The organism is Stenotrophomonas sp. STEN009 (assembly GCF_056760395.1).
In genome coordinates this window covers 95429-122167 of the sequence record NZ_JBRRES010000003.1, presented here as the reverse complement: position 1 = coordinate 122167, position 26739 = coordinate 95429, and the positions used below count along the sequence as shown (strand labels likewise).

The 26739-nt window shown below is 67.7% G+C and carries 26 protein-coding genes; 14 read left to right on the top strand and 12 right to left on the bottom strand.

Features of this window, described 5'->3' with window-relative positions:
• The first annotated feature begins 65 nt into the window (after positions 1–65).
• From ACVOMM_RS02535 to ACVOMM_RS02510, 6 genes are read left to right on the top strand one after another with little or no spacing between them, the layout of a single operon-like run.
• Positions 66–2894, top strand: coding sequence for a monovalent cation/H+ antiporter subunit A (locus tag ACVOMM_RS02535; RefSeq protein ID WP_197600275.1), 2829 nt, complete (start codon positions 66–68; stop codon positions 2892–2894).
• Positions 2894–3271 (top strand): Na+/H+ antiporter subunit C, encoded by a 378-nt coding sequence (locus ACVOMM_RS02530; RefSeq protein WP_053515553.1) that lies wholly within the window; start codon positions 2894–2896, stop codon positions 3269–3271. Before ACVOMM_RS02535 ends, ACVOMM_RS02530 begins: the two co-directional genes overlap by 1 nt.
• Positions 3268–4803 carry a monovalent cation/H+ antiporter subunit D gene (locus tag ACVOMM_RS02525; protein WP_053515551.1) on the top strand — a complete coding sequence of 512 codons (1536 nt, stop codon included), beginning with the start codon at positions 3268–3270 and terminating at the stop codon, positions 4801–4803. Before ACVOMM_RS02530 ends, ACVOMM_RS02525 begins: the two co-directional genes overlap by 4 nt.
• Positions 4800–5306 carry a Na+/H+ antiporter subunit E gene (locus ACVOMM_RS02520; RefSeq protein WP_180875583.1) on the top strand — a complete coding sequence of 169 codons (507 nt, stop codon included), beginning with the start codon at positions 4800–4802 and terminating at the stop codon, positions 5304–5306. The genes ACVOMM_RS02525 and ACVOMM_RS02520 overlap by 4 nt, the downstream gene beginning before the upstream one ends.
• Complete coding sequence (locus ACVOMM_RS02515) at positions 5303–5587, top strand: K+/H+ antiporter subunit F (protein WP_053515548.1); 285 nt, start codon at positions 5303–5305, stop codon at positions 5585–5587. Before ACVOMM_RS02520 ends, ACVOMM_RS02515 begins: the two co-directional genes overlap by 4 nt.
• Positions 5584–5973, top strand: a complete 390-nt coding sequence (locus tag ACVOMM_RS02510; protein ID WP_053515546.1) for a Na+/H+ antiporter subunit G — start codon at positions 5584–5586, stop codon at positions 5971–5973. The genes ACVOMM_RS02515 and ACVOMM_RS02510 overlap by 4 nt, the downstream gene beginning before the upstream one ends.
• Positions 5974–6037: 64 nt before the next feature.
• Here ACVOMM_RS02510 and ACVOMM_RS02505 read toward each other — a convergent pair whose 3' ends face one another.
• Both ACVOMM_RS02505 and ACVOMM_RS02500 read right to left on the bottom strand, forming a co-directional pair.
• Entirely contained in the window at positions 6038–7003 is a 966-nt protein-coding gene (locus ACVOMM_RS02505; protein WP_481525853.1) for a sodium:calcium antiporter, read from the bottom strand.
• Positions 7004–7076: 73 nt separating this feature from the next.
• The gene (locus ACVOMM_RS02500) at positions 7077–7733 is read right to left on the bottom strand and encodes a hypothetical protein (RefSeq protein ID WP_053515542.1); all 657 of its coding nucleotides are present in this window, start codon (positions 7731–7733) and stop codon (positions 7077–7079) included.
• 121 nt (positions 7734–7854) lie between these two features.
• Between ACVOMM_RS02500 and ACVOMM_RS02495 the strand changes: the two genes are divergently transcribed.
• Positions 7855–8379, top strand: coding sequence for a hypothetical protein (locus ACVOMM_RS02495; RefSeq protein ID WP_262101380.1), 525 nt, complete (start codon positions 7855–7857; stop codon positions 8377–8379).
• 3 nt (positions 8380–8382) lie between these two features.
• Here ACVOMM_RS02495 and hmgA read toward each other — a convergent pair whose 3' ends face one another.
• On the bottom strand, positions 8383–9681 hold the full coding sequence (gene hmgA / locus ACVOMM_RS02490) for a homogentisate 1,2-dioxygenase (RefSeq protein ID WP_065174368.1): 1299 nt from the start codon (positions 9679–9681) through the stop codon (positions 8383–8385).
• Positions 9682–9764: 83 nt separating this feature from the next.
• On the bottom strand, positions 9765–10877 hold the full coding sequence (gene hppD, locus ACVOMM_RS02485) for a 4-hydroxyphenylpyruvate dioxygenase (protein ID WP_227255313.1): 1113 nt from the start codon (positions 10875–10877) through the stop codon (positions 9765–9767).
• Positions 10878–11006: 129 nt separating this feature from the next.
• Here hppD and ACVOMM_RS02480 point away from each other — a divergent pair, with 129 nt between their 5' ends.
• On the top strand, positions 11007–11501 hold the full coding sequence (locus tag ACVOMM_RS02480; RefSeq protein WP_065174367.1) for a MarR family winged helix-turn-helix transcriptional regulator: 495 nt from the start codon (positions 11007–11009) through the stop codon (positions 11499–11501).
• A 43-nt stretch (positions 11502–11544) separates the two neighbouring features.
• On the opposite strand, the gene ACVOMM_RS02475 is transcribed toward ACVOMM_RS02480, so the two are convergent.
• From ACVOMM_RS02475 to ACVOMM_RS02460, 4 genes are all read right to left on the bottom strand, one after another.
• Entirely contained in the window at positions 11545–12684 is a 1140-nt protein-coding gene (locus ACVOMM_RS02475) for a hypothetical protein (RefSeq protein WP_128988911.1), read from the bottom strand.
• 131 nt (positions 12685–12815) lie between these two features.
• Complete coding sequence (locus tag ACVOMM_RS02470) at positions 12816–13415, bottom strand: thioredoxin family protein (RefSeq protein WP_053519849.1); 600 nt, start codon at positions 13413–13415, stop codon at positions 12816–12818.
• A gap of 16 nt (positions 13416–13431) precedes the next feature.
• Positions 13432–14931: a peptide MFS transporter gene (locus ACVOMM_RS02465; protein WP_053519850.1), complete on the bottom strand. Its 1500-nt coding sequence runs from the start codon at positions 14929–14931 to the stop codon at positions 13432–13434.
• A 179-nt stretch (positions 14932–15110) separates the two neighbouring features.
• A complete protein-coding gene (locus ACVOMM_RS02460) occupies positions 15111–15986 on the bottom strand; it encodes a tryptophan 2,3-dioxygenase (RefSeq protein WP_053519851.1) in 876 nt (291 codons plus the stop codon).
• A gap of 335 nt (positions 15987–16321) precedes the next feature.
• On the opposite strand from ACVOMM_RS02460, the gene pdhA reads away from it, so the two are divergent.
• From pdhA to ACVOMM_RS02440, 4 genes are read left to right on the top strand one after another with little or no spacing between them, the layout of a single operon-like run.
• On the top strand, positions 16322–17404 hold the full coding sequence (pdhA, locus tag ACVOMM_RS02455; protein WP_414488283.1) for a pyruvate dehydrogenase (acetyl-transferring) E1 component subunit alpha: 1083 nt from the start codon (positions 16322–16324) through the stop codon (positions 17402–17404).
• Positions 17397–18464 carry an alpha-ketoacid dehydrogenase subunit beta gene (locus ACVOMM_RS02450; RefSeq protein WP_053519853.1) on the top strand — a complete coding sequence of 356 codons (1068 nt, stop codon included), beginning with the start codon at positions 17397–17399 and terminating at the stop codon, positions 18462–18464. The genes pdhA and ACVOMM_RS02450 overlap by 8 nt, the downstream gene beginning before the upstream one ends.
• 1 nt (position 18465) lies before the next feature.
• Positions 18466–18819, top strand: a complete 354-nt coding sequence (locus ACVOMM_RS02445; RefSeq protein WP_053519854.1) for an SH3 domain-containing protein — start codon at positions 18466–18468, stop codon at positions 18817–18819.
• Positions 18816–20201, top strand: coding sequence for a dihydrolipoamide acetyltransferase family protein (locus ACVOMM_RS02440; protein WP_053519855.1), 1386 nt, complete (start codon positions 18816–18818; stop codon positions 20199–20201). Before ACVOMM_RS02445 ends, ACVOMM_RS02440 begins: the two co-directional genes overlap by 4 nt.
• A 169-nt stretch (positions 20202–20370) precedes the next feature.
• Here ACVOMM_RS02440 and ACVOMM_RS02435 read toward each other — a convergent pair whose 3' ends face one another.
• From ACVOMM_RS02435 to ACVOMM_RS02425, 3 genes are all read right to left on the bottom strand, one after another.
• Positions 20371–20757, bottom strand: a complete 387-nt coding sequence (locus ACVOMM_RS02435) for a VOC family protein (protein WP_065174364.1) — start codon at positions 20755–20757, stop codon at positions 20371–20373.
• Between the two features lie 122 nt (positions 20758–20879).
• Complete coding sequence (locus ACVOMM_RS02430) at positions 20880–21587, bottom strand: helix-turn-helix transcriptional regulator (protein ID WP_065174363.1); 708 nt, start codon at positions 21585–21587, stop codon at positions 20880–20882.
• Positions 21587–22222: a Rossmann-fold NAD(P)-binding domain-containing protein gene (locus tag ACVOMM_RS02425; RefSeq protein WP_262101377.1), complete on the bottom strand. Its 636-nt coding sequence runs from the start codon at positions 22220–22222 to the stop codon at positions 21587–21589. Before ACVOMM_RS02425 ends, ACVOMM_RS02430 begins: the two co-directional genes overlap by 1 nt.
• A gap of 105 nt (positions 22223–22327) precedes the next feature.
• Here ACVOMM_RS02425 and ACVOMM_RS02420 point away from each other — a divergent pair, with 105 nt between their 5' ends.
• Complete coding sequence (locus ACVOMM_RS02420) at positions 22328–23866, top strand: GGDEF domain-containing protein (RefSeq protein WP_053519859.1); 1539 nt, start codon at positions 22328–22330, stop codon at positions 23864–23866.
• A gap of 52 nt (positions 23867–23918) precedes the next feature.
• Here ACVOMM_RS02420 and ACVOMM_RS02415 read toward each other — a convergent pair whose 3' ends face one another.
• A complete protein-coding gene (locus ACVOMM_RS02415; protein WP_065181519.1) occupies positions 23919–24845 on the bottom strand; it encodes a DUF808 domain-containing protein in 927 nt (308 codons plus the stop codon).
• Positions 24846–25055: 210 nt separating this feature from the next.
• Between ACVOMM_RS02415 and ACVOMM_RS02410 the strand changes: the two genes are divergently transcribed.
• Positions 25056–26699, top strand: coding sequence for an ABC1 kinase family protein (locus ACVOMM_RS02410; RefSeq protein ID WP_227255316.1), 1644 nt, complete (start codon positions 25056–25058; stop codon positions 26697–26699).
• Positions 26700–26739 lie beyond the last annotated feature (40 nt).

The window sequence follows — 26739 nt, the reverse complement described above, 5'->3', positions numbered from 1 at the left end:
GCTTTCGGCGACATTTCGCAGCCTGTTATCCTCACTGACCTGCTCGTGAATCATGGATTCCCTGCATGCTCCCCAGCCTGCCTCTGCTGCTGGCCCTGCCGTTCCTGATGGCAGCGGCTGTTGCGGCCTTCCCCCGTAGTTCGCGCTCGACTGCTGCCTGGCTGGCGGCGCTGGCGCCGTTGGGCGGCTTGGCCATTCTCGGCTGGCTGACCCCGGCGGTGCTCGACGGCCAGATCGTCCGCACCCTGCTGCCCTGGCTGCCGCAGATCGGCCTGGACTTCCATCTTCGGCTGGACGGCCTGGCCTGGATGTTTGCCGGCCTGGTGCTGGGCATCGGCGCGCTGGTGGTGCTGTACGCGCGGTACTACCTCAGTGCGCAGGACAACGCCCACCGCTTCTACTGCTACCTGCTGCTGTTCATGGGCGCCATGCTCGGCATGGTGCTGTCGGGCAACCTGCTGTTGCTGATGATCTTCTGGGAAATGACCAGCATCAGCTCGTTCCTGCTGATCGGCTTCTGGTCACATCGCCAGGATGCGCGCGAGGGCGCACGCATGGCGCTGGTGATCACCGGCGGCGGCGGGCTGGCCCTGCTCGGTGGCGTGCTGCTGATCGGGCGCATCGTCGGCAGCTTCGACCTGGATGTGGTGCTGGCGGCCGGTGAACAGATCCGCGCCAGCGCGCTGTATCCCTATGCCCTGTTCCTGGTGCTGGCCGGCATCTTCACCAAGAGCGCCCAGTTCCCGTTCCATTTCTGGTTGCCGCATGCGATGGCGGCACCGACACCGGTCTCGGCCTACCTGCACTCGGCCACCATGGTCAAAGCAGGCGTGTTCCTGCTGGCGCGCCTGCATCCGGTACTGGCCGGCAGTGACCTGTTCTTCTATACGGTGAGCGGCATCGGCGCGCTGACCCTGCTGATCGGCGCCTGGAACGCGATCTTCCAGCACGACCTGAAAGGGCTGCTGGCGTATTCGACGATCTCCCACCTGGGCCTGATCACCCTGCTGTTCGGCCTGTCCACGCCGATGGCGGTGGTCGCCGGCGTGTTCCACATCCTCAACCACGCCACCTTCAAGGCCTCGCTGTTCATGGCCGCCGGCATCATCGACCATGAGACCGGCACCCGCGACATGCGCAAGCTGGGCGGACTGCGGAAACTGATGCCCTTCACCAGCGCACTGGCGATCATCGCCTCGCTGGCCATGGCCGGCATTCCGCTGCTCAACGGCTTCCTGTCCAAGGAAATGCTGTTCGCCGAGGCGATCAGCGCCGGCGGCACCGAGACCATGCGCATGGCGGTGTCGATCGCGGCGTTGCTGGCCGGCGTGTTCGGCGTGGCCTACAGCCTGCGCTTCGTGCACGACACCTTCTTCGGCCCCGGCCCGCACGGGCTGGACCGCGTTCCCCATGAACCGCCGCGCTGGATGAAGGTACCGGTGGAACTGCTGGTGGTGGTCTGCGTGGCAGTCGGCATCGCGCCCGCGCTGACGGTGGCGCCGGTCCTGCATGCCGCTGCCGCCTCCATCCTCGGCAGCGCCATGCCCGAGTACAGCCTGTCGGTATGGCATGGCTTCAACCTGCCGCTGGCGATGAGCGCGATCGGCGTGGTGGGCGGTATCGCCCTGTACTTCGGCCTGCGCAAGCTGATCAACCTGCATGCCGTGACCAATACCACCACCGGCCGCAACGTGTTCCATGCGCAGCTGGATGCGGTTTCCGCACTGGCCATGCGCCTGACCAACGGCATTGCCAACGGCAGCCTGCAGCGGATGCTGCTGGGCCTGGTGCTGGTCGCGATCGTGGTGGCCGCCGCGCCGTTCGTGGCGAACCCGGCGTCCCCGAACTGGACCGCGCCGCAGCCGATTCCACTGCTGGGCTGGGCGTTGTGGCTGGTGATGATGGGCTGCGCGATCGCCACGCTGCGCGTGTACAAGCAGCGCCTGCTGGCGGTGCTGCTGGTGGGCGGGGTCGGCCTGATGGTGGCGCTGACCTTCGTGTTCCTGTCGGCACCGGATCTGGCACTGACCCAGCTGCTGGTGGAGATGGTGACCCTGGTCCTGATGCTGCTGGGGATGAACTATCTGCCCGCCCAGTCCGGACCGGAGCGGCCGCGCTGGCGCAAGCGCCGCGACGCGCTGATCGCGGTCATCGCCGGTTCCGGTCTCGGCGCGCTGGCCTATACCGCGATGACCCTGCCGCCGAACACCATGGCCGGTGAGCTGGTCGCGCGTGCCCTGCCCGAAGCGTATGGCCAGAACGTGGTCAACGTGATCCTGGTCGACTTCCGCGGCTTTGATACCTTCGGCGAGATCACCGTGTTCGGCATCGCCGCGCTGGTGGTGCACGCGCTGCTGCGCCGCACGCGGATGGCCCCGGAGCAGATCATGCCCGGGCCGCCGATCAAGCTGCCGGTACCGGCCGACCTGGCGCAGATCATGTTCCCGCTGACGCTGACGGTCTCCATCTTCCTGTTCCTGCGCGGTCACAACGCCCCGGGCGGCGGGTTCATCGCCGGCCTGGTACTGGCGGTGCCGCTGCTGATCCAGTACGTGATCCAGGGTACGGCATCGGTGGAGTCGCGCTTCGGCTTCGACTACATCCGGTGCATCGGCACCGGCCTGCTGATCGCCCTGCTCAGTGGCAGTGCTTCGATGCTGTTCGGCGTGCCGTTCCTGACCAGCGGGCACCTCGACCTGCACCTGCCGCTGATCGGCGACGTGCCGCTGGCCAGCGCGATCGGCTTCGACATCGGCGTGTACCTGGTGGTGTTCGGTGGCGCCATGCTGATGCTGTCGATGATGGGCACGGTCAAGCCCTCTCGAACCCGCACCGCCCGCAAGGGCGAGATCGATCTGCAACGCCGTTCGGCCCGCACCGGGGAGATGCACTGATGGAACTGGCCCTGGCCACCGCGATCGGCGTGCTGACCGCCATCGGCGTGTACCTGCTGCTGCGGGCGCGCAGCTTCGACGTGATCCTTGGCATGACCTTCCTGTCCTACGCCACCAACCTGCTGATCTTTGCCGGTGGGCGCCTGGTGCAGGGCAAGGCACCGGTACTGCAGGAAGGCGTCGAAAGCCACCTGGGCAACTACACCGACCCGTTGCCACAGGCGCTGGTACTGACGGCCATCGTGATCGCCTTCGCGATGACTGCAGTGAGCATCGTGCTGGCCATGCGCAGCCGCAGCGACAACCACAGCGACCACGTGGACGCGCACGAGCCCGATGACGATGCGCCGCCGCGCCAGGGCGAGGACCGCGCATGAACCATCTGGTGATCCTGCCGATCCTGGTTCCCCTGCTCGGCGCCGCACTGTCACTGTTCGTCGAGCATCGCCGCTATGGTCCGAAGGTACAGCGGACCGTGGCCTGGACGGCACTGGCGGCCCTGGCCGTGGTGGTCGGGCTGCTGTTCGCCGATACGGCAGGCGGTGACATCCGCGTCTACCTGCTGGGTGACTGGCCCTCGCGCCTGGGCATCGCGCTGGTGGCCGACCGGCTGTCGGCGTGGATGCTGCTGACCACCCTGCTGCTGGCCATCCCCTGCCTGCTGCATGCCTGCTCGGGCTGGGACCGGCGCGCGCCGCACTTCCATGCGCTGTTCCAGTTCCAGTTGGTCGGCCTCAACGGTGCGTTCCTCACCGGCGACATCTTCAACCTGTTCGTGTTCTTCGAGGTGATGCTGATCGCTTCCTACGGCCTGCTGCTGAGCGGCGGCCGTGGCCTGCGCATGCGCATCGGCCTGCACTACGTGGTGTTCAATGTCACCGCATCGACGCTGTTCCTGATCGCACTCGGCCTGCTGTACGCCTCGCTCGGCTCGTTGAACATGGCGGAGCTGTCGCAGCGCATCGCCGAGGTTCCGCCGGCACAGCTGACCCTGGTGAAGGCCACGATGGGCCTGCTGCTGCTGGTGTTCTGCGCCAAGGCCGCCCTGATGCCGCTGTACCTTTGGCTGCCCGAATCGTACGCGCGCGCACCTGCTGCGGTCGCTGCGCTGTTTGCGATCATGACCAAGGTCGGCCTGTACGCCGTGCTGCGCGTGCAGATGCTGTGGTTCGGCGAGGACGCCGGCGCGATGGCCGGATACGGACGCGACTGGCTGCTGTGGGCCGGCGTGGCCACGCTGGTACTGGGCGGCCTGGGCGCGCTGGCCGCCGCGCGCCTGCGCGTGCTGATCTCCTACCTGGTGATCGTCTCGGCCGCGACCCTGTTCATTGCCTTCTCGGTGGGCACGCCGAAGGTGCTCTCCGCCGGTCTGTACTATCTGCCACACAGCAGTTTCGTCGCTGCCGCGCTGTTCCTGGTGGCCGACCTGATCCGACGCCGACGCGGCGGTGCCAGCGACCGCAAGGAAGTGATCGCACCGATGCCGGGCAAGGAAACGCCGGCGGTACTGTTCCTGATCGGCGCCGTGTCGGTCGCCGGACTTCCGCCGCTGTCGGGCTTCCTGGCCAAGGCCGCCCTGCTGGCCGGGATGCCGGCGCAGTACACCGGCGCGGTATGGACGGCCGTGCTGGTCAGCAGCCTGCTGGTCATCATGGGCCTGACCCGAGGAGGCATCCGCCTGTTCTGGCGCGTGCCGCTGCCCGAGCCGGACGCGCCGCCGCCCCGCAAGGCCAAGCTGCGCAGGGTCGAGCTGTTCGCTGCCTGCATCCTGCTGGCCTACGGCATCGGCATGACCCTGGCCGCCGCCCCGCTGATGCGCCATACCGACGCCACCGCCGCCCAGCTGCTGCAGCCGGGCGAGTACGTGCAGCAGTTGCGCGCGACCACACCGGAGATCCGCCAGCCATGACCGCGCAACGCCCCCTGTTCCGCCGCCTGGTACCGTCGCCCGCACTGAGCATGATGGTGGTGGCGTTCTGGCTGCTGATGTCCGACAGCTTCAACCTTGGCCAGATCCTGCTGGGCCTTGTGCTGGGCGTGGTCGTGCCGCTGTTCGCCGCGCGCCTGGATCGCGAGTTCGCCCGCATCGGTACGTTGCGCCCGGTACCGAAGCTGCTGTGCGTCACCCTGTGGGACATCCTGATGTCCAACATCCGGGTGGCCCTGCAGGTGCTCGGCCCGGAGAAGAACATCCATCCGGGCTTCATCTGGCTGCCGCTGGACATCGCCAACATCCACGGCATCGCCGCGCTGACCAGCATGATCACCCTGACCCCGGGTACGGTGTCGGCGGCACTCAGCGACGACCGCAGGTTCCTGCTGGTGCACGTGCTGCACCTGGAGGATCCACAGGCGCTGATCGACACGATCAAGCAACGTTACGAAGCCCCGTTGATGGAGATCTTCCCATGACCGGTTTTGAAGTCATCCAGACCACCCTGGTGGTATGCATGCACGTGGTCGGACTGGCCATGCTGCTGGCGACCTGGCGCCTGCTGCGCGGCCCGAGCGTGCCTGACCGCATCCTCGCCCTCGACACACTTTCAGTGACTGCCATCGCCGAACTGATGCTGTTCGGCATGTACCTCAACTCGCCGATCTACTTCGAGGCCGCACTGGTGATCGCCATGCTCGGCTTCGGCAGCACCGTGGTGCTGAGCAAGTTCGTGCTGCGCCGGGACATCGTCGAATGATCACCGCGATCCAGATCGGCCTGTCGGTCCTGCTGCTGTTCGGCTGCTTCTTCATCCTGGTCGGTGCGCTGGGCCTGGTGAAGCTGTCGACCTTCTTCAAGCGGCTGCATGCGCCGACCAAGGCCAGCACGCTGGGCGTGGGCTGCGTGCTGGTGTGTTCGGTCTGCTACCACATCTTCCTCGGCCAGGATCCGCAGCCGCGCGAGCTGCTGATCACCGTCTTCCTGTTCATCACCGCGCCGATCAGCGCGCACATGATGGCCAAGGCCGCGTTGTCGCTTTTGATGGAAACCCGTCCTACCCTGCCCGGCAACGAACGGGCTGCCGAAGAGCAGCTGCCGCCGCCGGAGCCGGCGCGGAAAGAAGAGCAGAGCCCGACACGCTGATCACACGACTCCCCGCATCCACTCAGGGCGGGGATCTACTGCCGAGCCGTGCATGGGCTCGGCGCTACAGTGCCGGTGCACCCACCAGCAGCAGTTCCAATACGAACCAGCCGAAGAACGCCACCAGCAGGATCACGCCTTCGCCACGGCTGATCTTCAGGTCGCCACGCAGCATCGGATACAGCACCAGGGCAAAGGCCAGCAGCGCGGGCAGTTCCAGGCGCACGAACGATGCCGGCAGGGCCAGCGGCTGCAGCGCCGCCATCGCGCCGATCACCAGCAGCAGATTGACCGCGCTGGAGCCGAGCACGTGGCCCAGCACCATGTCGCCATGGCCACGCCGCGCGGCGGCGATGGCGGTGGCCACCTCCGGCAAGGCCGTGCCGATCGCAAGCGGCAGCAGGCCGACCAGCAGCGGCGTCCATCCAAGTGCGACGCCGAAGTCGGCCGCCGCGCCAACGACCAGCCGCGCCCCCCAGTAAAGGGCCACCACGGCCACCAGCACACGCAGCATATTCAACGGCAGGCTGGTGCGGCTCAGCGCCGATCGTGCGATGGCCGCCTGCACATCGGCGGTCTCACTGCGGCCACGGCGCATCAGCACGGCCTGCATGACGACGAAGCCGGCCAGCAGCACGACACCTTCCCAGCGCGCGAGGCGGGCATCCAGCCCGAACAGGATCAACAGAACGCCGGCCCCCAGCAGCGACCACCAGAGCACGGCCTGCAGGCGCGCGCGCAGCAGCAACGGGGCCGCGATCGCCGCGATCGCCAGCGTCAGGCCCAGGTTGGCGATGCTGCTGCCCACCGCGTTGCCCAGCGCCAGTTCCGGCTGGCCCACGGCCAGCGCGCGGGCGTTGACCACCAGCTCCGGCATCGACGTCGCCACGCCGAGCAGCAGCAGACCCGCCGTGAACGGGCGGGCACCGAAGCGCTGGGCCAGGCCGGAAACGGCCTTGACGATGGAGTCTCCGCCGAGCCCCAGCAGCAGCAGGCCAAGCAGAAACCAGGCGATGGCAATGGCGATCATCGAGCACTCCCCCAGCGGTCGTCGCGCGATTCTACGCTTGGCCCGGCCGCGAGGCTGGGCGCTGCATCAAGGATCAGCCACAACCTTCGGTGTAATCGACCTGCGGGGTCTGGCCGACCCGCCACGCGCTGACCCGGCCGTCGGGCCCCAGGGCGAAATCGATCACCGCCGCACCTTCCTGCGCCGGACGCACGCGCAGGTGCTGGGCCTTGTCGTCGTACTTGTCGGGACCGACATCGGCACGCTCCGGATACAGCACCTGCAACTCGCCCAGGGTCATGCCGACCCTGCCGCCGCCCGGCGCGGTGATGGCGGCGCTGCGCACGTCATAGCGGACCAGCTTGCGGCCTTCGATCATCAGGCGTGGGTCATCGGCCTGCTGCGGACGCAGGAAATAGCAGTCCTCGTTGCCGTCGTCGGCCGGCAATGGCCTGCCTGCCGCATCGCTGCCCAGCCCCTGCAGCGGCGCGCCGAAGCCGCTGCGCACCTCGGCGATGCCCGCACCCAGCGCCACCCCGCCGAAACCGTCCAGGCGCGCGGGGCTGTCGGCGCGGGCATCGTTGGCCGGCCGTGACGCCAGGTCCGGATCGGCCGATTGTGCCGGGCCGGTGGCGCTGGCGGTCTCGGCCGGCGAGTCGCTGCCGCTGCCGGCCGCTCCCTGTTTGTCCGAACCACCGCCACAGGCGGTCAGGGACAGCAGCATCAGACCAGCCAATGGCAGCAGCTTCATCGGTATCGCTCCAGGAGGGATGGGCGGACGCTACCGCAGGCCGCGTGCAGGCGCTGCATTGTCATCGCTGTTTCATCGCCTTCGTTCAGGCTCGGCGTGCACCGTCCTGGCTGTCCCATCCATGCAACCGCGCAAGACCGATCTCGCCCGAACCGCGCTGCAGGCGCACCGCGCGCCGCTGGACATGCGCCAGCGCCGGCTGCTCATCCTGTGCGATGGCCAGCGCAGCGTCACCGAGCTGAGCGGGCTGATGGGCCAGGAGACGCCGGCCATGCTGATCCAGCTGATCCATGCCGGCTATCTGGAAACCGACGCCCCGCCTCCCGCGGCGGCGGCATCCGGGCGCACACCTGCCCGGCCGCAGGCACCCGCGCCTGCGGCCACGCCGATCGAACGGCGCCGCTCGCTGGTCGCCTCACGGATCTATCTGCTGGGCATCCTGGAGATGCAGCGGCATCCGCAGGCAGCGGCGCTGTTCCGCGACCTGCAGCAGGCACGTGCGCAGACCGATGTGCTGCAGGTGCTGCACTCGGCGTTGCAGGTACTGCCCGCGCTGACCTCCGAAGGCTACTGCGAACGCGTACGGCAGCGGCTGCTGGAAGTCCTGCCGCTGGAGCACTGCGACGCCTTCACCGATGCCGCATGAGGCTCATCGGAAGTTGTTGCGCAGCCCTGCCCAGCACTGCTGGTAATCGGCCTGCCGGTGCCCGGCATCAAGCGCCTGGGCGGTCGGGCGGATCACCGCGCGGGTCTCGAACATGAAGGCCATGGTGTCCTTGACCACGTCGGGCCTGGACAGATCGGCACTGGAGGCCCTGTCGAAGGTCGGTGCATCCGGTCCGTGGCCGCTCATGCAGTTGTGCAGGGAGGCGCCGCCCGGCACGAAGCCTTCGGCCTTGGCATCGTAGGCACCGTGCACCAGGCCCATGAACTCGCTGGCGATGTTGCGGTGGAACCACGGTGGCCGGAAGGTGTTCTGCGCAACCAGCCAGCGCGGCGGGAAGATGGCGAAATCCATGTTGCTGGTCCCTGCTGTGTCGCTGGGCGAATGCAGTACCAGGAAGATCGACGGGTCCGGGTGGTCGTAGCTGATCGAACCGAGGGTGTTGAAGCGGCGCAGATCGTAGCGGTACGGCGCGTAATTGCCGTGCCAGGCGACCACGTCCAGCGGCGAATGGTCGATCGGCGCGCGCCACAGGCGTCCTTCGAACTTGGCGATCAGTTCGAACTCACCGTCGAGGTCCTCGAAGGCCGCATGCGGGGTTTCAAAGTCGCGCGGATTGGCCAGGCCGTTGGCGCCGATCGGCCCCAGATCGGGTAGCTTCAGCAGGGCGCCGTAGTTCTCGCAGATGTAGCCCCGGCTCGGGCCATCAGGCAGCTCGACGCGGAAGCGCACGCCACGCGGAATCACCGCGATCTGCTGCGGTTCGATCTCGATCACGCCCAGCTCGGTCAGCAGGCGCAGCCCACCCAGCTGGGGCACGATCAGCAGTTCGCCGTCGGCATCGTAGAAGTAGCGGCCAACCATGTCCCGGTTCGCGGCATACAGATGAATGCCGACGCCGGCGTGGGCATCCGGCGAACCATTGCCGCCCATGGTGTACAGCCCTTCGACGAAGTCGGTGGGCAGTTCCGGCAGCGGCAGCGGGCTCCAGCGCAGCTGGTTCGGCGAGGCCGGCTGCGAGCCGAAATCGCACTGCAGGCGCGATTGCGCGAACGGGGTGAACTCACCATGGGTCACCGCCGGGCGGATCCGGTACAGCCAGCTGCGCCGGTTGCTGCCGCGCGGCGCGGTGAAGGCGGTGCCGGACAGCTGCTCGGCATACAGGCCATGGGCCACCTTCTGCGGCGAGTTCTGCCCGACCGGCAGCGCGCCGGCCACGGCTTCGGTGGCGAATTCGTTGCCGAAACCGGACTGGTAGCCACGGGCGGTGATGGAGGTGGACATGGGGGCTCCTGGAACGGCAAGGCCGGAACGGAAAGCCGCCGGGCATGGCCCGGCGCTACCGCTGAGGGTGCAGGTCTGAAACGTTACAGCACGCCGCGGCGGATCTGGTCGCGCTCGATGCTCTCGAACAGCGCAGTGAAGTTGCCTTCGCCGAAACCTTCATTGCCCTTGCGCTGGATGATCTCGAAGAAGATCGGGCCGATGCAGTTCTGGGTGAAGATCTGCAGCAGCTTGCGCTGGTGGGTTTCCGGATCGGCGTCGATCAGGATCTTGTTCTTCGCCAGGCGCGGCACGTCCTCGCCATGGTTCGGCACGCGCTGGTCGATCACGTCGAAGTAGGTGTCCGGTGTGTCGAGGAAATCCACACCCTGCGCACGCATCGCCTCGACGGTCTCGTAGATGTTCTCGGTGAAGCAGGCGATGTGCTGGATGCCCTCTCCCTTGTAGGCATCCAGGTATTCGTTGATCTGGCTCTTCGGATCGGACGATTCGTTGAGCGGAATGCGCACGATGCCGTCCGGCGCGGTCATGGCCTTGGACACCAGGCCGGTCTTCAGGCCCTTGATGTCGAAGTAGCGGATCTCGCGGAAGTTGAACAGCCGCTCGTAGTAGTCCGACCACTGCTGCATGTTGCCGAAGTACAGGTTGTGGGTCAGGTGGTCGATGAAGGTCAGGCCGAAGCCCACCGGATGCTGATCGACGCCGGCGATCGGCTCGTAGTCGCCGTCGTAGATGCTGCCGGCGCTGCCATAGCGGTCGACCAGGTACAGCATGCAGTCACCGATGCCCTTGATGACCGGCGCGCCGACCGCCTTGCTGTCCGGCTTGAAGCCGATGGCCTCGGCACCGTTGCCCAGCGCGGTCTGGTAGACCTCCTGGCCCGGCTTCTTGAAGCGGATGGCGAAGCCGCAGGCGCACGGACCATGCTTTTCGGCGAAGTCGGCAGCGAACGAATCCGGGTCTTCATTGACCAGGAAGTTGACGTCGCCCTGGCGATAGACGGTAATCGGACGCTGCTTGTGCCTGAGCACCGCCGTGAAGCCCATCCTGCGGAAGTAGTCGTGCAGCTCCTGGCCGCGGCCGGCCGGGGCAGCAAACTCGACGAACTCGAAACCATCGATGCCCATCGGGTTCTCGAAGGTGGTGACCTGCATGCCCGGATTGGGATGCGAGGAGGGCTGGACTGCGGTATTCATGGCGGGGCTCCGAATCGGTACCGCATCGGTACAAACCAGGTGCGGGCAGGTAACGACCCGGCGAGAATGCAGGGTCTGGACCCAACCCTTATAGTTACACTTGAAACCACCAGCAAGGTGCACCGCAACATGAGCCCCGCCGATCCCGCTTCGACACGCCTGCGTGCATCGCACGTCCTGCTCGACCTGGAACAGTTCCTGCCCTACCGGCTGAGCGTGCTGTCCAACCGGGTCAGCGGCAACATCGCCAAGCTGTACGGTGATCGCTACGGTCTGGCCATTCCGGAATGGCGGGTCATCACCATCCTGGCGCTGTATCCCGGGTCGTCGGCCAGCGAGGTCTCCGACCGCACGGCGATGGACAAGGTGGCGGTCAGCCGCGCGGTGGCGCGCCTGCTCGAGCGTGGCTTCATCAAGCGCGAGACCCATGGCGACGACCGTCGCCGCTCGGTCCTGGCCCTGTCGGCAGCGGGCTTCGAGGTGTACGAGACCATCGCGCCGCTGGTGATCGAGATCACCCGCAAGCTGATGTCGGTGCTGAGCGAGGAGGAGGAACAGCTGCTGGAAACGCTGATCCTGCGCCTGGCGGGCGATGGCCTGGAACGGATGGGCGAAGGCGTCTGAGGCGTGCCGCCGGGGCTCGGCCCCGGTCTCAGGACAGCACGGTTCAGCTCAGGTGCTTGCGCCGCGCATGGATCCACGGCACTGCGAGTGCCCCGATCGCGCCACCGGCAAAGCCCAGCGACGCGGCAACCGTGGCCGCTTCGACCGCCCCCGGCAGGGCCAGCGCGGCAGCCACCAGCAGCAGGGACGGCACGCCGACGAAGGTGCCGAGGAAGAAATGCCAGCGCGGCGACCACGTGTTGAGCTGCAGCAGGCTGACCGGCTGCCATGCTTCGCCGGCTGCGTCTTCGGCCATCTTCGCCACCACCTTGCCCAGATCCACCTCGGGCAGCGCGCGTCCCTGGCGCGCGGTCGCCAGCGCCTCGGCAACGGCGTCCACGGGCGGGAACGCGGACGGCCACGGCACCGGTGCGGGCACCCCGTACGCCGTCAACAGCGGCACGCTCAGCCATGGCGCGACCAGTGGACGCATGCGACGGCGAGCGTGCACGCACCAGACCTGCGACTGGCCATGCGCGACCACGCTGTACAGCGCCAGCTCGGTGGCCGCCGGATAGCCCAGCATGGTCACCCGCGCGGCCAGGCTGTCCTGCCCCACGGCACGCAGGAATCCCGCGCGGCTGCGCCCCTCCTGCATCCACGCCACGCCCAGCGCCCCGACCAGAAAGGCTTCGGCCACGTCCCTGCCGCCCGCAGTGGCGCGTTCGTCACTGGCCAGGTACCACGCCAGCGACTTCGGTTCGGCCACATCCGGCAGGCCCCAACGGCTGTCGTCGCCCAGCACATGCCGCACCGGCAGGCGTGCGGCCGCGGTCTCGCCACGTTCTCCCGGCTGCAGGAACGGCAGCACGCCCTGGATGAAGGTGGACAGCTCGATGGCGCGTACGCCGTTGCCCTGCCATTCCGGCGGCAGCAGGCCGGCCAGCTGGCCCTGCGACGCCAGCGCATCGAGTCGCGATTTCTGTTCCACCAGCGTCTGCACCGCGCCCTTCAGCACGACGTTGTCAGGCAGTGCGATCTGCGGCAGGCGATGGTGCGGCGGGGCCGCTTCGGGGGCACTGTCGCCGATGCCGACGTCATCCAGCAGTGCGTCCTGTGCCGGCAGGGTCACGCCCTCGCCAGCACCACCCTCGCCCAGGCTGCTGGCAGGATCGGGCAATCGTTCGGCGTGGTCGCTGTGCATGGGCGTTCCGGTAGGGTGCGTCGACGTCGGGTCGACCGGGAGCCTTGCCGGTAACGGCGTGCGTGCGATGAAATTGAGGCGGCGATGCTGGGAATGTGACGGCGCGCGCATCCGCCGGGCATGGCCCGGCGCTACCGATCAGGCGCCCACTGCTTGAGGAAGGCCATCACCTGCGCCGGCAGGTAGGTCTCGCCTCTGCGCATTGCCGCCGTTGCCTGCGGTGCCAGCAGGGTGCCGTCGGCATCGAGCACCAGCAGGTAGGGGTAGTCGCGGCCCATCTCCGGGAACTGGCCGAGGAAAGCGCTGTTGGGCTTCTCGTCGCTCTCATTGACCTTCACCCACACGTAGTGGGCATCGCGGAAACGGCGCAGGTCGCCATCCCCCTCCACGATCTGGTCCAGCGCATGACAGCGGTCGCAGCCGGCGTTGCCGACCTCGAGGATGATGCGCTTCTTGCCACGCTGGGCTTCCACCTTGGCGGTGGCCAGATCGTCGGCGGGGTCGCGGGCCGGGTCGAACTGTGCACTGAGCCCGGCGATGGCGGCGATATCCGCCGCCACCGGGGTGTTGCCCGAGGCCACCGGTTCGCTGGGGTCAGCGACCGGTGGCTCGGTGGGACGGGTATCCAGTGGCTGCGTCGGCCCGGTGGCGGCGGGTGGCGGGGGTTGCGAACACGCGCCGATCAGCGCCGCACAGACCATCCCCATCGCACCACCGAGCTTCGTACGCATGCCAGCTACCCTCTCATCACTTGACGCCGTGCATCAGCTTGTTGATCAGCGGGGCAATCAGGAACAGCACCACGCCGGAACCGATCAGGGCCCAGAAGCCGAAGGTATACCCCTTCAGTGCCGAATCGATCGTCATGCCGCCTTCACCACTGACGGCGCCGGCGAAGATGCCCGACAGGTTGTTGCCGATGCCGGTGGACAGGAACCAGCCACCCATGCCGAAGCCGACCAGGCGGACCGGGGCCAGCTTGGTCACCATCGACAGGCCGATCGGCGACAGGCACAGCTCACCGACGGACTGGATGACGTAGACCATGAACAGGGTCCAGAACGGGATCTTGCCGTCCACGACCATCTGCGACAGGGCAAACATCAGCAGGGCGAAGGCCGCGCCGTTGAACAGCAGGCCCAGGCCGAACTTGCGCGGGATGGACGGATTGGCGCGACCCAGGGCCACCCAGATCCAGGCGATCAGCGGCGCCAGGGTGATGATGGCCACCGAGTTCACCGACTGGAACCACGCGGTCGGGAAGGTCCAGTTGCCGAAGTCACGGTTGACGATGTTCTCGGCCAGGAAGGTGAACGAGCTGCCGGCCTGTTCGAAGAACATCCAGAACATGACGTTGAACGCGAAGATGATCAGCATGGCGATCACGCGGTCGCGCTGCACCTTGCCCTCGCGGATGCCTTCGACCAGCAGCAGCACGGCCAGCGCAGCGAACATCACGCCCAGGATCCAGGCCAGCGCGGTGGCGCCGGTCGCCAGCAGGAAGTAGGCGACCGGGATGGCCACCAGCGCGCCTACCAGCACCATCACGATGCGACCGAAGCCTTCGGCACCGGCCGGCGGTGCGCCGATGCCCTTCAGGCCGGCCCGGCCGATGTAGAACCACACCAGCGAGATCAGCATGCCCACGCCGGAGGCGATGAACACGACCTTGTACGACGGCATTTCCGAAGTGCCGAACACCTTGCGGGCCAGGTACTCGGTCAGCACCGGGGCGATCATCGCGCCGATGTTGATGCCCATGTAGAAGATGGTGAAGCCCGAATCGCGGCGCTCGTCCTTCAGGCCATACAGCTTGCCGACCATGGTGGAGATGTTCGGCTTGAACAGGCCGTTGCCCACGATGATCGTGGCCAGGCCGAGCTTGAACAGATGCTCTTCCGGCAGCGAGATCATGAACAGGCCGGCCGCCATGATGATCGCGCCGGTCAGGATCGAGCGCTGGTAGCCCAGCACCCGGTCGGCCACGTAGCCGCCGAAGATCGCCGCCGCGTACACCAGCGCCAGATAGGCACCGTAGATGCGGCTGGCATCGCCCTCGCCGGCGGCGTTGCCGTTGTAGAACTGGGCGACGATGTACAGCACCAAGGCCCAGCGGATGCCGTAGAACGCAAAGCGTTCCCAGAACTCGGTCATGAACAGCATCCACAGCGGGCGCGGGTGGCCCAGCGTGGTCTTGAAGTCCGGCAGCGCCGGCTCCGGGGTGTTCGCAGTGGCGTTTACGCTCATGCGGGATTCCTGGTTCGGTGGATGACGAGCACGTCCGATGTGCAATGGAGCAACGCGCGAGGATCACCGACTTGTGGCGTTCACGTCAAATACACGCCGTTTGAGGCAGGTGGCCGCCTGCTCGCTGAACTTGCATCTGAAACGATCCAGCCGCCGGCCGGGATCCGGATGAATGGGGATCAGCCCAGCTCCGGCGGGGGCGCGGCCTGCAGCGTGGTCCGCACCTGGAACAGCTCGGGGAAGAAGGTCAGCTCCAGCGCCTGGCGCAGGAAGCCGACCCCGGACGAGCCTCCGGTACCACGCTTGAAGCCGATCACCCGCATCACCGTACGCATGTGGCGGAACCGCCAGAGCTGGAAGGCCGTCTCCAGGTCCACCAGGTCCTCGCACAGCGAATACTCGCGCCAGTAGCGGTCGGTGTCCTGGTAGATGCGCTCGAAGACCGGCTGCAGGGCGTCGTCGGCCACATGCGGCTGGGTCCAGTCGTGGGTCTCGTACATCGCCGGCACGGCGTGGCCGAAGCGGGCCAGGTACTTCAGGAATTCCTCGTACAGGCTGGGTGCCTCCAGCACGCTCCGCAGCTGCGCCTGCCCGGCCGGATCATGCTCGAACACCTGCAGCATCTGCGCGTTCTTGTTGCCCAGCAGGAACTCGATGTAGCGGTACTGCAGCGACTGGAATCCCGAGGAAGGCCCCAGCACGTCGCGGAAGCCCATGTATTCGGACGGGGTCAGGGTTTCCAGCACCGACCACTGCTCGGTGAGCTGGCGCAGCACCTGCTTGCTGCGGGCCAGCACCTTGCGGCACTGCCAGACTTCATCGCGCTGCAGGAAGCCGATGGCCGCGCCAAGCTCGTGCCCCAGCAGCTTCAACCACAGCTCCGACGTCTGGTGCTGGATGATGAAGAGCATCTCGTCATGGTGCGGCGGGTTGGACAGCGGCTGCTGGGCACTGAGCAGCTGGTCCAGCCGCAGGTAGCCGCCGTAGGTCAGCCGGCCGTGCAGGTCGGTGTGGATGCCGGCTTCGAGATCGCGTTGGTTGTTGTCGACGGACATGAGCGGGACCAGATCGGGGGCGGCAAGGGTAGCGCGTTGCCGCCGCGCTGGCAGCCGGAGGGTCCATACCGGGCCGTGCGGTGGGCCGTGGATCACCCGGCAATGGCGGGCCCGCGCGTGGAACCGTTTGCGACGTTGCGCGGGCAGTCAGCCGGAGGCGTATTCTGATGCTATGCAGCAACGACTGAATACGTTGTTGTTATTGGCCCTCCACCCGCCGGCAGGGGTACAACGGGGAATCGCCGTGTTGCGCCGCAGGAAGGCTATTTCGTACGCGTTCCTTAACATGGCGATTCATATCATTTGTAACTTCTCTGTCGAAGGTGCAGTACGCGATGACGGTTGCCGCTGAATTCAAGATCGAATACCTGCAGTATCTGGATGCGGACGGCACGCTCGTCCGCGACGACCTGCCCGAATCCCTGAAGGATCCGCGCGTCCTGGTGCCGCTGTTCAAGCAGATGCTGTACGTACGCACGTTCGACAGCAAATCCATCGCCCTGCAGCGCACCGGCAAGCTGGGTACCTATGCCGCCTGCCTGGGTCACGAGGCGGCGCACGTGGGCATCGGCGCCGGCATGCGCGAAGGCGACGTGCTCGGCCCGAGCTACCGCGAGTACGGCGCGATGTTCATGCGTGGCGTGCGCCCGTACGACGTGCTGATGTACTGGGGCGGCGACGAGCGCGGCAACGACTTCATCGGCAATGCGGTGAAGGACTTCCCGTTCTGCGTGCCGATTTCCACGCAGTGCCTGCACGCTGCGGGCGCCGCGCTGAAGTTCAAGCTCAACAACGAGCAGCAGGTCGCGGTGGCGGTGTGTGGCGATGGCGGCAGCTCGAAGACCGACTTCTATGCCGCGCTGAACTCTGCCGGTGCCTACAAGCTGCCGCTGATCCTGTGCATCGTCAACAACGGCTGGGCCATCTCGGTGCCGCGCTCGGCGCAGACCGGTGCCGAAACGCTGGCACAGAAGGGCCTGGCCGGCGGCCTGCACTGCCTGCAGGTGGACGGCAACGATCTGATCGCGGTGCTGGCGGCGATGGAACAGGCGCGCGAGCGCGGCCTCGCCGGCGAAGGCGGCACCGTGCTGGAACTGATGACCTACCGTCTGTCCGACCACACCACCGCCGACGACGCGCGCCGCTACCGCGACGACGCCGAAGTGAAGGATGCCTGGACCCGTGAGCCGATGCTGCGCCTGCGCAAGTACCTCACCGCCCAGGGCGTGTGGAGCGAGGACGAAGAAAAGGCCTGGGTGGAGCAGTGCGGCGCCAGGGTCGACGAGGAAGTGAACCAGTACCTCAATACCCCGGTGCAGCCGGTCGAGGCGATGTTCGACTACCTGTATGCCGATCCGCCGCCGGATCTTCTGGCCCAGCGCGCGGCCGCCATTGCCCTGGAGCAGCGCCATGGATGACATCAAGACGGGCGCTTCCGCTTCCCAGGCCAATGCCGCCGACAGCGCTGCTGTCGCCGGTGGAGACATCGCAATGACCGCTACCCCCATCACCCTGATCGAAGCCATCACCCAGGCGCTGGCCTGGGAGCTGGAACACGACCCGTCGGTGCTGGTGCTGGGCGAGGACGTGGGCGTCAACGGCGGCGTGTTCCGCGCCACCGCCGGCCTGCAGCAGCGCTTCGGTGCGCAGCGCATCCTCGACACCCCGCTGGATGAAACGACCATCGCCGGCCTCACCGTCGGCCTGGCCGCGCAGGGCATGAAGCCGGTGGCCGAAGCCCAGTTCGATGGCTTCGTCTACCCGATGGTCGACCACATCATCTGCCACGCCGCGCGCCTGCGCACCCGTACCCGTGGCCGCCTGCACTGCCCGATGGTGCTGCGCGTGCCGTGGGGCGGTGGCATCCGTGCGCCGGAACACCACAGCGAAGCCAACGAATCGATCTTCACCAACGTGCCGGGCCTGCGCGTGGTGCTGCCGTCCAGCCCGCAGCGCGCCTATGGCCTGCTGCTGGCCGCCATGCGCGATCCCGATCCGGTGATCTACATGGAGCCCAAGCGCATCTACCGCCAGTACAAGGAAGTGGTCGTCAACGACGGCGAAGCCCTGCCGCTGGACGTGTGCTTCGTGCTGCGCGACGGCACCGACGTGACCTTGGTCGCCTGGGGTGCGCAGGTAAAGGAAGCGCTGGAAGCGGCCGACAAGCTGGCTGGCGAGGGCATCAGTGCCGAAGTCATCGACGTGGCCACGCTGCGTCCGCTGGACTTCGCCACCATCGCCGAGTCGGTGTCCAAGACCGGCCGCTGCGTGATCGTGCAGGAGGCCCCGAAGACCGCGGGCTTCGGTGCGGAAATCGCCGCGCGCCTGGCCGAGGAATCGATGTACGACCTGCTGGCCCCGGTCGAGCGCGTTACCGGCTACGACACCCACATTCCGCTGTTCCGCCTGGAGATGAAGTACCTGCCGAGCGTGGACCGGATCGTGACCGCGGCCAAGCGCGCGGTGGCGGCAGGCTGACATGCGGGCCCGCCTCCTTGGGGCTTACCGCAGCCAGTATCCCAACCCGCTCCGGTTCCGCACCGGCCAGATCGTCGAAGTAGGCGTACGTGACGAGGAATGGCCGGCGTTTGCCTGGGTACGCACCAGCGATGGACGCGCCGGCTGGGCGCCCGTCGCCTGGCTGCAACTGCTGGACGACGGTCGCGCCGAAGCCCTGCGCGATTACGACGCCCGCGAGCTGGATGTGGAAAGCGGCGAGATGGTCAAGCTGCATCACGAACACGGCGGATGGTGGTGGTCCGAGCGCGCCAATGGTGCGACGGGCTGGCTGCCGGCCCGCGAACTGGAACTGCTGGAAGAGAACTGCAAATGAGCCAGACCAAGAATTTCAACCTGCCCGACCTGGGCGAAGGCCTGCCGGACGCGACCATCGTCGAGTGGTTCGTGAAGGAAGGCGATGTGATCAAGCTGGACGAGCCGCTGGTGTCGATGGAGACCGCCAAGGCCGTGGTGGAAGTGCCGTCGCCGGTCTCCGGCAAGGTGCTGAAGCTGTCCGGTGCGGCCGGTGACATCATTCCGACCGGCTCGGTGCTGGCCAGCTTCGAGATCGACCCGAACCTGCCGCAGCGTGCCGATGGCCAGGACACCGGCCACAGCCACGGCCATGCGCCGGCACCGGCTGCGGCCGCAGCACCGACCCCGCCGCCGCTGCCGACTCCGGCACCGGCCGCCGCCGAGGACGCCAAGGCCGAGCGCGATGACGCCGGCACGGTGGTCGGCGCGATGCAGAGCTCCAATGCCGTGCACACCGAGCAGGCGCTGGCCGTCGGTGGCGTCAAGGCCGTACCGGCGGTGCGTGCGATGGCCCGCAAGCTGGGCGTGGACCTGAGCCGCGTGCGCGCCACCGGCAGCGATGGCGCGGTGACCATGGCCGACGTCAAGCAGGCCGCCGCCAACGGCACCGCCAAGCTCGGCGCCGCGCCGGCCCCGGCTGCCGCTGCGGCCTATGCCGCGCCGGCCCCGGCGCAGGTGTCTGCGCCGGTACAGAACGAAACCCGCACCCCCTTGTCTGCGGCGGGCAAGCCGATGCGCACGCAACCGCCGGGCGTGGTCGCCAAGGGCCAGCCGGAACCGCTGAAGGGCGTGCGCCGCAACATGGCGCGGGTGATGGCCGATGCGCACAGCAAGGTCGTACCGACCACGCTCAACGACGACGCCGACATCCATGCCTGGCTGCCCGGCAACGACGTCACCGCCCGCCTGGTGCGTGCCATCGTGGTTGCCGCGCAGAAGGTGCCGGCGATGAACGCCTGGTTCGATGGCGAAGCGCTGACCCGCACCCTGCACGCGCAGGTGGACATCGGCATCGCCGTGGATACCGATGACGGCCTGTTCGTGCCGGCCCTGCGCAACGCCGACATGCTGGACGCCCGTGGCATCCGCGAAGGCGTGAACCGCCTGCGCGAGCAGGTGGAAGCGCGCTCGATCGCGGCCTCGGAACTGAGTGGCTACACCATCTCGCTGTCCAACTTCGGCATGTTCGCCGGCCGCTACGCGACCCCGGTCGTGGTGCCGCCGTGCGTGGCCATCGTCGGTGCCGGCCGTGCCCGCCATCAGATGACCCCGGTGATGGGCGGCGTGGAAGCGCACAAGGTCATCCCGCTGTCGGTCACCTTCGACCACCGCGCAGCCACTGGCGGCGAAGCTGCCCGCTTCCTGCGCGCGATGATGGACGACCTGGCCCTGGCCAGCTGATCGACCACCACCTCTGAAACACAGAAGACGCCGGGCAGTGCCCGGCGTTTTTTGTACGCGCTCTACGGTGAGCCGAGCCCATGCTCGGCAGCTTCTTGCTGGTCAACCGAAAGGTGGGCGGAACCACATCCGGGAACAGCGGAACCGGCAGGTACCGGCTCCCCTCATTTCAACCGCGCGCGGGCAGGCCCTCGGCGCGGCTGTACACACGCAGGCGGTGCCCATCCGGATCAACACCCACGAAGGTATGCCCGAATTCCAGGGTGACCGGGGCCTGCACGATCTGCACGCCGAGTGCGCGCCACGCGTCGTGCATCTGCTGTACAGCCTCCGGGTTGGCGACCACCATCGCCAGTTCCGCGGCGCCGGCCTGCGTGGACACCGGCGGCTGCACGTCATCGCGCTGCCACAGGCCGAGCGCGGCGCCGTCGCCGAGCAGGAACAGGGCAAAGCCGGGCGACTGCTCGACGGGGGGTGTGCCGAGGATGCCGCTGTAGAAGGCGGCGCTGGCAGCGACATCGCTTGCGTACTGCAGCAGGGTGCTGGGCCTGAACATGGGGACGCTCCGTTGTTGGGAGCCTTCATGGTGGTACCGCCCTGCTGACAGATTCTGTCAGCAGCATCGCGATTGTTCGCCCGCTGTTCGCCAAGCTCGAAGGCCGTCGAGCAAGCCCGATGCTACGAACGATCCAACCAGTCCGGTGCGATGCCCTGGGCCTTCTGCCAGCGCCGCAGCAGGATCGCGCGTGGCACGTGATAGCGATCCTCCAGCGCGCGCACCTGCCGGATGCGGTCCAGCCGGAAGTGGCGGAAGTCTTCGCGGCTCTCGCACCACGCCGCCAGCATCGGAACTTCGTCGAAGTAGCCCAGCGCGAAGGGCCAGACGATGCGCTCGCTGCGCTGGCCGTGCGCATCTTCGTAGCCGAACTTCAGGCGCTGCTGTGCGCTTACGGCTTCGCGCACGGCCTGGAGCCGGGCCGCCGGTACCTTCGCCGCTGTTCGTGAAGGGCCCACGCGCAGACCGCTGTCACGCAGTGCCTCGCGGCGGGCGGCGGGCAACACATGCGCGATGCGCGCCAACGCATCACGGGCAGCCTCGGCCAGCGCCGGCTCGGTGCGGGCCGCAACCCAGCGCAGGCCCAGCACCAGCGCGTCGATCTCGGCCGGTGGCAGGGTCATCGGCGGCAGCGTGTCGCTCGGCGCGAGCTGGTAGCCGACGCCGGCCTCGCCGCGCAGGTCAGCGCCCTGCCCGCGCAGCGTCTCGATGTCGCGGTACAGCGTACGCAGGCTGATACCCAGCGCATCGGCCAGCACCTGTCCGGCCACCGGCCGTCGATGGCGGCGCAGCAGCTGCAGCAGCTGGGTCAGGCGCAGCGCACGCGACATCAGCCGACCAGTGCGCTTGATGTCACCACGTGCTCACCCGGTTGCGGGGCCAGCGCGGCTCCGGTCAGTGCCCTGGCGATCTCGACGGCTGGATTGATCCGCCATGCCCGCGGCAGTGCCGGCCCCAGGGCACCGAGCACCGCCAGTGCGAAACGCTCGCCACGACGGACCTCGGTGCGCTCGCCGCCGATCAGTCCAGGCCGCACCAGGGTCAGCGAGGCGAAGCCCAGCGCGCGCAGGTCACGCTCCAGCTCGCCCTTCACCCGGCTGTAGAAGATCGACGACTGCGGGTTGGCACCGGCGGCGGAATTCAATACATAGGTCTTCGCGCCCTGTGCCTGTGCGAGGCGGGCGAACGCCAGCGGATAGTCATGGTCGATGCGGTGGAAGGCCGCGCGGCTGCCGGCCTGGGCGATGGTGCTGCCCAGCGCGCAGATGACCGCGTCCACGCGCGCCCACTCAGGCGAGGCCGGCAGCGCGTCAAAGGCCAGCACCGGGTTCTCCAGCTTCCCATGGGTCAACGCCAGCGGACGCCGGGTGGGCGCGATCACGGCGCTGCAGCGCGGGTCGTCCAGCAGCCCGGGCAGTGTCAGCCCGCCGACCAGGCCGGTCGCCCCCAGCAACATCACGCGCATCACCACCTCCCGTGCGGCATCCTGTCGCCCATCCTAGCCGTTCAAGCCATCGGCAGCCGCGCCGATATGCTGGAACCAGACCCTGCCAGCCCCAGGATTCGCTCCATGACGGACCACCCCGATCCGCGCCCCGCCCCCGGCACCGCCCTCGGTCCGCCGGCACGCGTGCGCGCGGTTGCCGACGCGGGTGAGGGCGAGCGCGTGGTCCTGCAGGGCGGCAGCAGCGCAAGCCTGCAACGGCTCTTTGCCGGTGCCGATGCGCCGGAGCCGCTGCTGGCCGCGTTCGCCAATGGCATGGCGACGCTGCCGGGCGAACTGGGCGACATGGGTGATCGCCTGCAGTCCGCGCAGGCCAGCGCCGACTGGCCACGCTACGGGCGGGCGATGCGGCAACTGATCGACAAGTACATCCGCACCATCGACCAGCATTCACCGGATGGGCAGCCCGACAGCCTGCGCCTGTCCGAACAGCTGCGCCTGCTGCTGGGCGGCGCGGTAGTGGCGCTGCTGCAGCACGACCCGGACCTGCGCGAGCAGGCGCAGGCGCTGTCCCTTCGCCTGCGCCACTGGCAGCCGGGCAGCGCCCTGGAGCCGATCGAGCAGGGTGTGCGCGAGCTCGGCCATCAGATCGGCGTGCGTGCCGGCAGCTGGCAGGAACAGCAGGCGCTGCTGCTGGAGCTGTTCGCACTGCTACTGGAGAATGTGAGCGAACTGCTGGACGATCGCAGCTGGCTGCAGGGCCAGATCGCGGCGGTGCGGCAACTGCTGTCCGGCCCGCTGCAGGCCGAGGCCGTTGAACGAACGCGTGCCGAGCTGCGCGAGGTGATCTACCGGCAGGGCCTGCTGCGCCAGGGCATCGACGACTCCAAGGCGGCGATGCGCGGACTGATGGGGGATTTCATCGAACGCATGGATGGCATGGCCACCAGCACCGGTGAATACCATGACCGTATCGGCAGCTACGCACTGCAGCTGCGCGAGGCGCGCAGCATCGCCGATCTGAACCAGCTGCTGCAGGAGGTGATGCGCGATACCGGCAAAGTGCAGCAGCAGGCCGCGCAGGCACGCGACCACCTGGCTGCCGCACGGCTGGACGTGGAGCGCGCTGAACAACGCATCGCCGAGCTGGAACAGGAACTGCGCATGGCCGGCGACCTCGCGCGCATCGATCCGCTGACCCAGGCACTGAACCGCCGGGGCCTGGACGAACTGCTGCAGCGCGAGCTGGCGCGCGCCGAACGCAACAACACGCCGCTGGGCGTGGCGGTGATCGATCTGGATGACTTCCACCAGACCAACAACGCGCATGGTCACGCCGGCGGTGACGCGCTGCTGCAGCACATGGTGGCGGTGTGCAGGCTGCTGCTGCGCGCCACCGATGGCATCGCGCGGCTGGGCGGCGACGAGTTCGTGCTGGTGCTGCCGGAGACCCCCGGTGCGGACAGCATGGCCACCGTGCAGCGCCTGCAGCGCTCACTGGCGCATCGGGTACTGACCGTGCAGGACCGGCGCGTGCCGGTGCATTTCAGTGCCGGACTGGCGCAATGGCAGCCCGGCGATGACAGCGAGGCGCTGCTGCGACGCGCCGACGAGGCGCTGTACGCGGCCAAGCGGCAGGGCAAGAACCGCGTGCAGGCGGGCTGAAGCGCTCCGCCGGGCATGGCCCGGCGCTACCGCCGCCCGTCCGGCGACGCGGCTACTTCCCGCGCAGCTTCTGGATGCCGGTCACCGCCGCCAGCACGATGGCGCCAGCGACGATACCCACCACCATGTTGGCAACCGCGCCGATCAGCCAGCCCCACTGGCCCTCGCCACCGAGCGCCTGCACCGCGTGGTGCAGCGCCGGCACGTTGTGCACCAGAATGCCGCCGCCGACCAGAAACATGGCCACGGTGCCGGCGATCGACAGGAACTTCATCAACCACGGCGCCGATGCGACCAGGCCGCGTCCGAACGCTGCGACCGCTCCGCCCTTACCCGAGAGGTACAGGCCCGCGTCGTCCAGCTTGACGATGCCGGCAACCAGTCCGTAGACGAACACCGTCATCGCCAATGCGACCACCACCAGGGTGAGCACCTGCTGGGAGAACGAGGCGGCGGCAACCACGCCCAGTGTCAGGACGATGATCTCGGCAGAGAGGATGAAGTCGGTACGGATCGCACCTTTCACCTTGTCCTTCTCCCACGCCACCATGTCCACCTCCGCATCGGCCAGCGCCCTGCGCCGCTCGGCCTGGTGCTCGGCGTCCTCGTCCGCCGAATGCAGGAAACGGTGCGCCAGCTTTTCCACGCCCTCGAAGCACAGGAATGCGCCACCGATCATCATCAAGGGCACGATCAGCGGCACGTTCCAGCCACGACCATGCAGCCAGGCTTCCAGGGCGCTGATCGCCAGCGCGGCCGGAACCAGGATCACCTTGTTGAGCAGCGAGCCTTTGGCCACCGCCCAGACCACAGGCAGTTCACGGTTGGCGGAAACACCGGTTACCTGCTGCGCGTTCAGCGCCAGGTCGTCGCCAAGCACACCGGCCGTCTTCTTCGCGGCCACCTTGGTCAGGATCGAGACGTCATCGAGCAGCGTCGCGATATCGTCGAGCAGGGCAAACAGGCTGGCACCGGCCATGGGGGTTCCAGGAGGGAGGATGGACGGATTCTGACCGATCCAACGGCCCGGGAGGAAGTGGATTCACCGCGTGCCTACCCTGCCCCGGCCAGACTGGCGAGGTGATCCCGTTCCGCCGGGCATGGCCCGGCACTACCGGTCGTTGTCCACAAGGAGTGCCGTTTGAACAATCCGCCCACCGCCACTGGCAATCCACCGCTGGTAAAAGGCATGAGCCGACGCAGCCAGATCCTGCGCCTGCTGATGCGCTACCGTCATTCGGGGGTGTTCTCCGGCATGAACCTGGACGCAGCCGGCAGCCAGGCCGAGGTGCCGGCCGACGGCAATCCCGAGCAGTTCGTCAGTGACCTGGAAGCGCTGGGGCCGACGTTCGTCAAGCTGGGCCAGATGCTGTCCACACGTCCAGACATGGTGCCGGTGGAGTTCGCCACGGCACTGGAGCGCATGCAGGAGAAGGTGGCCGAGATTCCGGTCGAACGCATCCATGCCATCGTCGAGCAGGAGCTGGGGGCACCGGTGAGCAAGCTGTTCGCGGCCTTCGACCCCGAGCCGCTGGGCTGCGCCTCGATCGCCCAGGTCCATCGTGCGGTGATGCATGACGGCCGGCAGGTCGCGGTGAAGGTGCAGAAGCCGGAGGTCGCCGCGCAGCTGCGTTCGGACCTGGAAGCGTTGCGCAGCTTCGCTCTGGCCGCCGATCACCTGACCCAGGTCGGCCGCCGGGTCCGCCTGCGCGACTGGCTCAACGAGTTCGCCAAGACCCTGATGCAGGAGCTGGATTACCACGCCGAGGCCGAGAACCTGGCCCGCTTCGGCCGCCATCTGCGGCCCTTCCGGCGCCTGTGGGTCCCGCAGCCGATCTGGGATTACAGCAGCCAGCGCGTGCTGACCATGGAGCTGGCCACCGGCGTTCGCGTGGATGCGATACCCGGCGTACGCCGTACCGAGCAGTCGATGGACCCGTTGGCAGCCGCGCTGATCCGGGGCTACCTGGACCAGATCTTCGTGCATGGCGAGATCCACGCCGATCCCCATCCGGGCAACCTGCGGGTGATGCCCGATGGTCGCCTCGCCATCTTCGATCTGGGCATGGTCGCGCACATGCCACCGCGGCTGCGCGAGCGCCTGCTGAAGATCCTGTTCGCCGCCGTCGATGGCCGCGGCGAAGAAGTGGCGGACGATCTGATCAGCATCAGCACCCGGCTGGAAGCCTTCGACGAGGAGCGTTACCTGCGCGAGACCGGCCAGTTGATCGCGCGCTATGCCGCCAGCGGCAATTTCTCCGAGGGACGCGTGGTGCTGGACATGGTGCGCATCGCCACGGCCTGTGGATTGCGTACGCCGCCGGAACTGAGCCTGCTGGGCAAGGCGCTGCTGAACCTGGAGACGGTCTGCCGCCTGCTCGCGCCCGAACTGGACACGCGCCGCATCGTCGAACGCCAGCTGCAGCATGTGATGCGCGCGCGCCTGAAGAAGTCGCTGTCGGCCGCCAACCTCGCCAGCGAGGCGATGGAGCTGCAGCAGCTGCTGCGCGATGGGCCGCGCAAGCTGTCGGACATCATGGCCCTGCTGGCCGAGAACCGCCTGCAGATGAAGGTGACCGGGCTGGAGGAATCACGGCTGATGGAGAACCTGCAGAAGATCGCCAACCGCGTGGCGGCGGGCATCATCAGCGCAGCGCTGATTCTCGCCGCATCGCTGATGATGAAGCTCGATACCGGCTGGCATGTGTTCGGTTACCCGGCGATCGCGCTGGTGCTGATGCTGATCGGCGTGGCGTTGGGGCTGGGCATCGTCACCAGCGCGCTGTTGTTCGATCGGCGCGCGCGGGCACGCGAGGAACGCGGCCATCGATGAGCGGAGTGCGTGGTGCGCGATATGTGCACCTGCGCCATAC

Coding starts and splice junctions, on each gene's coding strand:
- ACVOMM_RS02470 (WP_053519849.1), bottom strand. CDS start 13,415: ATGCGTACGAAGCTCGGTGGTGCGATGGGGATGGTCTGTGCGGCGCTG.
- ACVOMM_RS02465 (WP_053519850.1), bottom strand. CDS start 14,931: ATGAGCGTAAACGCCACTGCGAACACCCCGGAGCCGGCGCTGCCGGAC.
- ACVOMM_RS02530 (WP_053515553.1), top strand. CDS start 2,894: ATGGAACTGGCCCTGGCCACCGCGATCGGCGTGCTGACCGCCATCGGC.
- ACVOMM_RS02535 (WP_197600275.1), top strand. CDS start 66: ATGCTCCCCAGCCTGCCTCTGCTGCTGGCCCTGCCGTTCCTGATGGCA.
- ACVOMM_RS02435 (WP_065174364.1), bottom strand. CDS start 20,757: ATGTTCAGGCCCAGCACCCTGCTGCAGTACGCAAGCGATGTCGCTGCC.
- ACVOMM_RS02480 (WP_065174367.1), top strand. CDS start 11,007: ATGAGCCCCGCCGATCCCGCTTCGACACGCCTGCGTGCATCGCACGTC.
- ACVOMM_RS02450 (WP_053519853.1), top strand. CDS start 17,397: ATGGATGACATCAAGACGGGCGCTTCCGCTTCCCAGGCCAATGCCGCC.
- ACVOMM_RS02475 (WP_128988911.1), bottom strand. CDS start 12,684: ATGCACAGCGACCACGCCGAACGATTGCCCGATCCTGCCAGCAGCCTG.
- ACVOMM_RS02505 (WP_481525853.1), bottom strand. CDS start 7,003: ATGATCGCCATTGCCATCGCCTGGTTTCTGCTTGGCCTGCTGCTGCTG.
- ACVOMM_RS02415 (WP_065181519.1), bottom strand. CDS start 24,845: ATGGCCGGTGCCAGCCTGTTTGCCCTGCTCGACGATATCGCGACGCTG.
- hppD (WP_227255313.1), bottom strand. CDS start 10,877: ATGAATACCGCAGTCCAGCCCTCCTCGCATCCCAATCCGGGCATGCAG.
- ACVOMM_RS02410 (WP_227255316.1), top strand. CDS start 25,056: ATGAGCCGACGCAGCCAGATCCTGCGCCTGCTGATGCGCTACCGTCAT.
- ACVOMM_RS02420 (WP_053519859.1), top strand. CDS start 22,328: ATGACGGACCACCCCGATCCGCGCCCCGCCCCCGGCACCGCCCTCGGT.
- ACVOMM_RS02500 (WP_053515542.1), bottom strand. CDS start 7,733: ATGAAGCTGCTGCCATTGGCTGGTCTGATGCTGCTGTCCCTGACCGCC.
- ACVOMM_RS02460 (WP_053519851.1), bottom strand. CDS start 15,986: ATGTCCGTCGACAACAACCAACGCGATCTCGAAGCCGGCATCCACACC.
- ACVOMM_RS02520 (WP_180875583.1), top strand. CDS start 4,800: ATGACCGCGCAACGCCCCCTGTTCCGCCGCCTGGTACCGTCGCCCGCA.
- ACVOMM_RS02440 (WP_053519855.1), top strand. CDS start 18,816: ATGAGCCAGACCAAGAATTTCAACCTGCCCGACCTGGGCGAAGGCCTG.
- hmgA (WP_065174368.1), bottom strand. CDS start 9,681: ATGTCCACCTCCATCACCGCCCGTGGCTACCAGTCCGGTTTCGGCAAC.
- ACVOMM_RS02445 (WP_053519854.1), top strand. CDS start 18,466: ATGCGGGCCCGCCTCCTTGGGGCTTACCGCAGCCAGTATCCCAACCCG.
- ACVOMM_RS02425 (WP_262101377.1), bottom strand. CDS start 22,222: ATGCGCGTGATGTTGCTGGGGGCGACCGGCCTGGTCGGCGGGCTGACA.
- ACVOMM_RS02515 (WP_053515548.1), top strand. CDS start 5,303: ATGACCGGTTTTGAAGTCATCCAGACCACCCTGGTGGTATGCATGCAC.
- ACVOMM_RS02430 (WP_065174363.1), bottom strand. CDS start 21,587: ATGTCGCGTGCGCTGCGCCTGACCCAGCTGCTGCAGCTGCTGCGCCGC.
- ACVOMM_RS02525 (WP_053515551.1), top strand. CDS start 3,268: ATGAACCATCTGGTGATCCTGCCGATCCTGGTTCCCCTGCTCGGCGCC.
- pdhA (WP_414488283.1), top strand. CDS start 16,322: ATGACGGTTGCCGCTGAATTCAAGATCGAATACCTGCAGTATCTGGAT.
- ACVOMM_RS02510 (WP_053515546.1), top strand. CDS start 5,584: ATGATCACCGCGATCCAGATCGGCCTGTCGGTCCTGCTGCTGTTCGGC.
- ACVOMM_RS02495 (WP_262101380.1), top strand. CDS start 7,855: ATGCAACCGCGCAAGACCGATCTCGCCCGAACCGCGCTGCAGGCGCAC.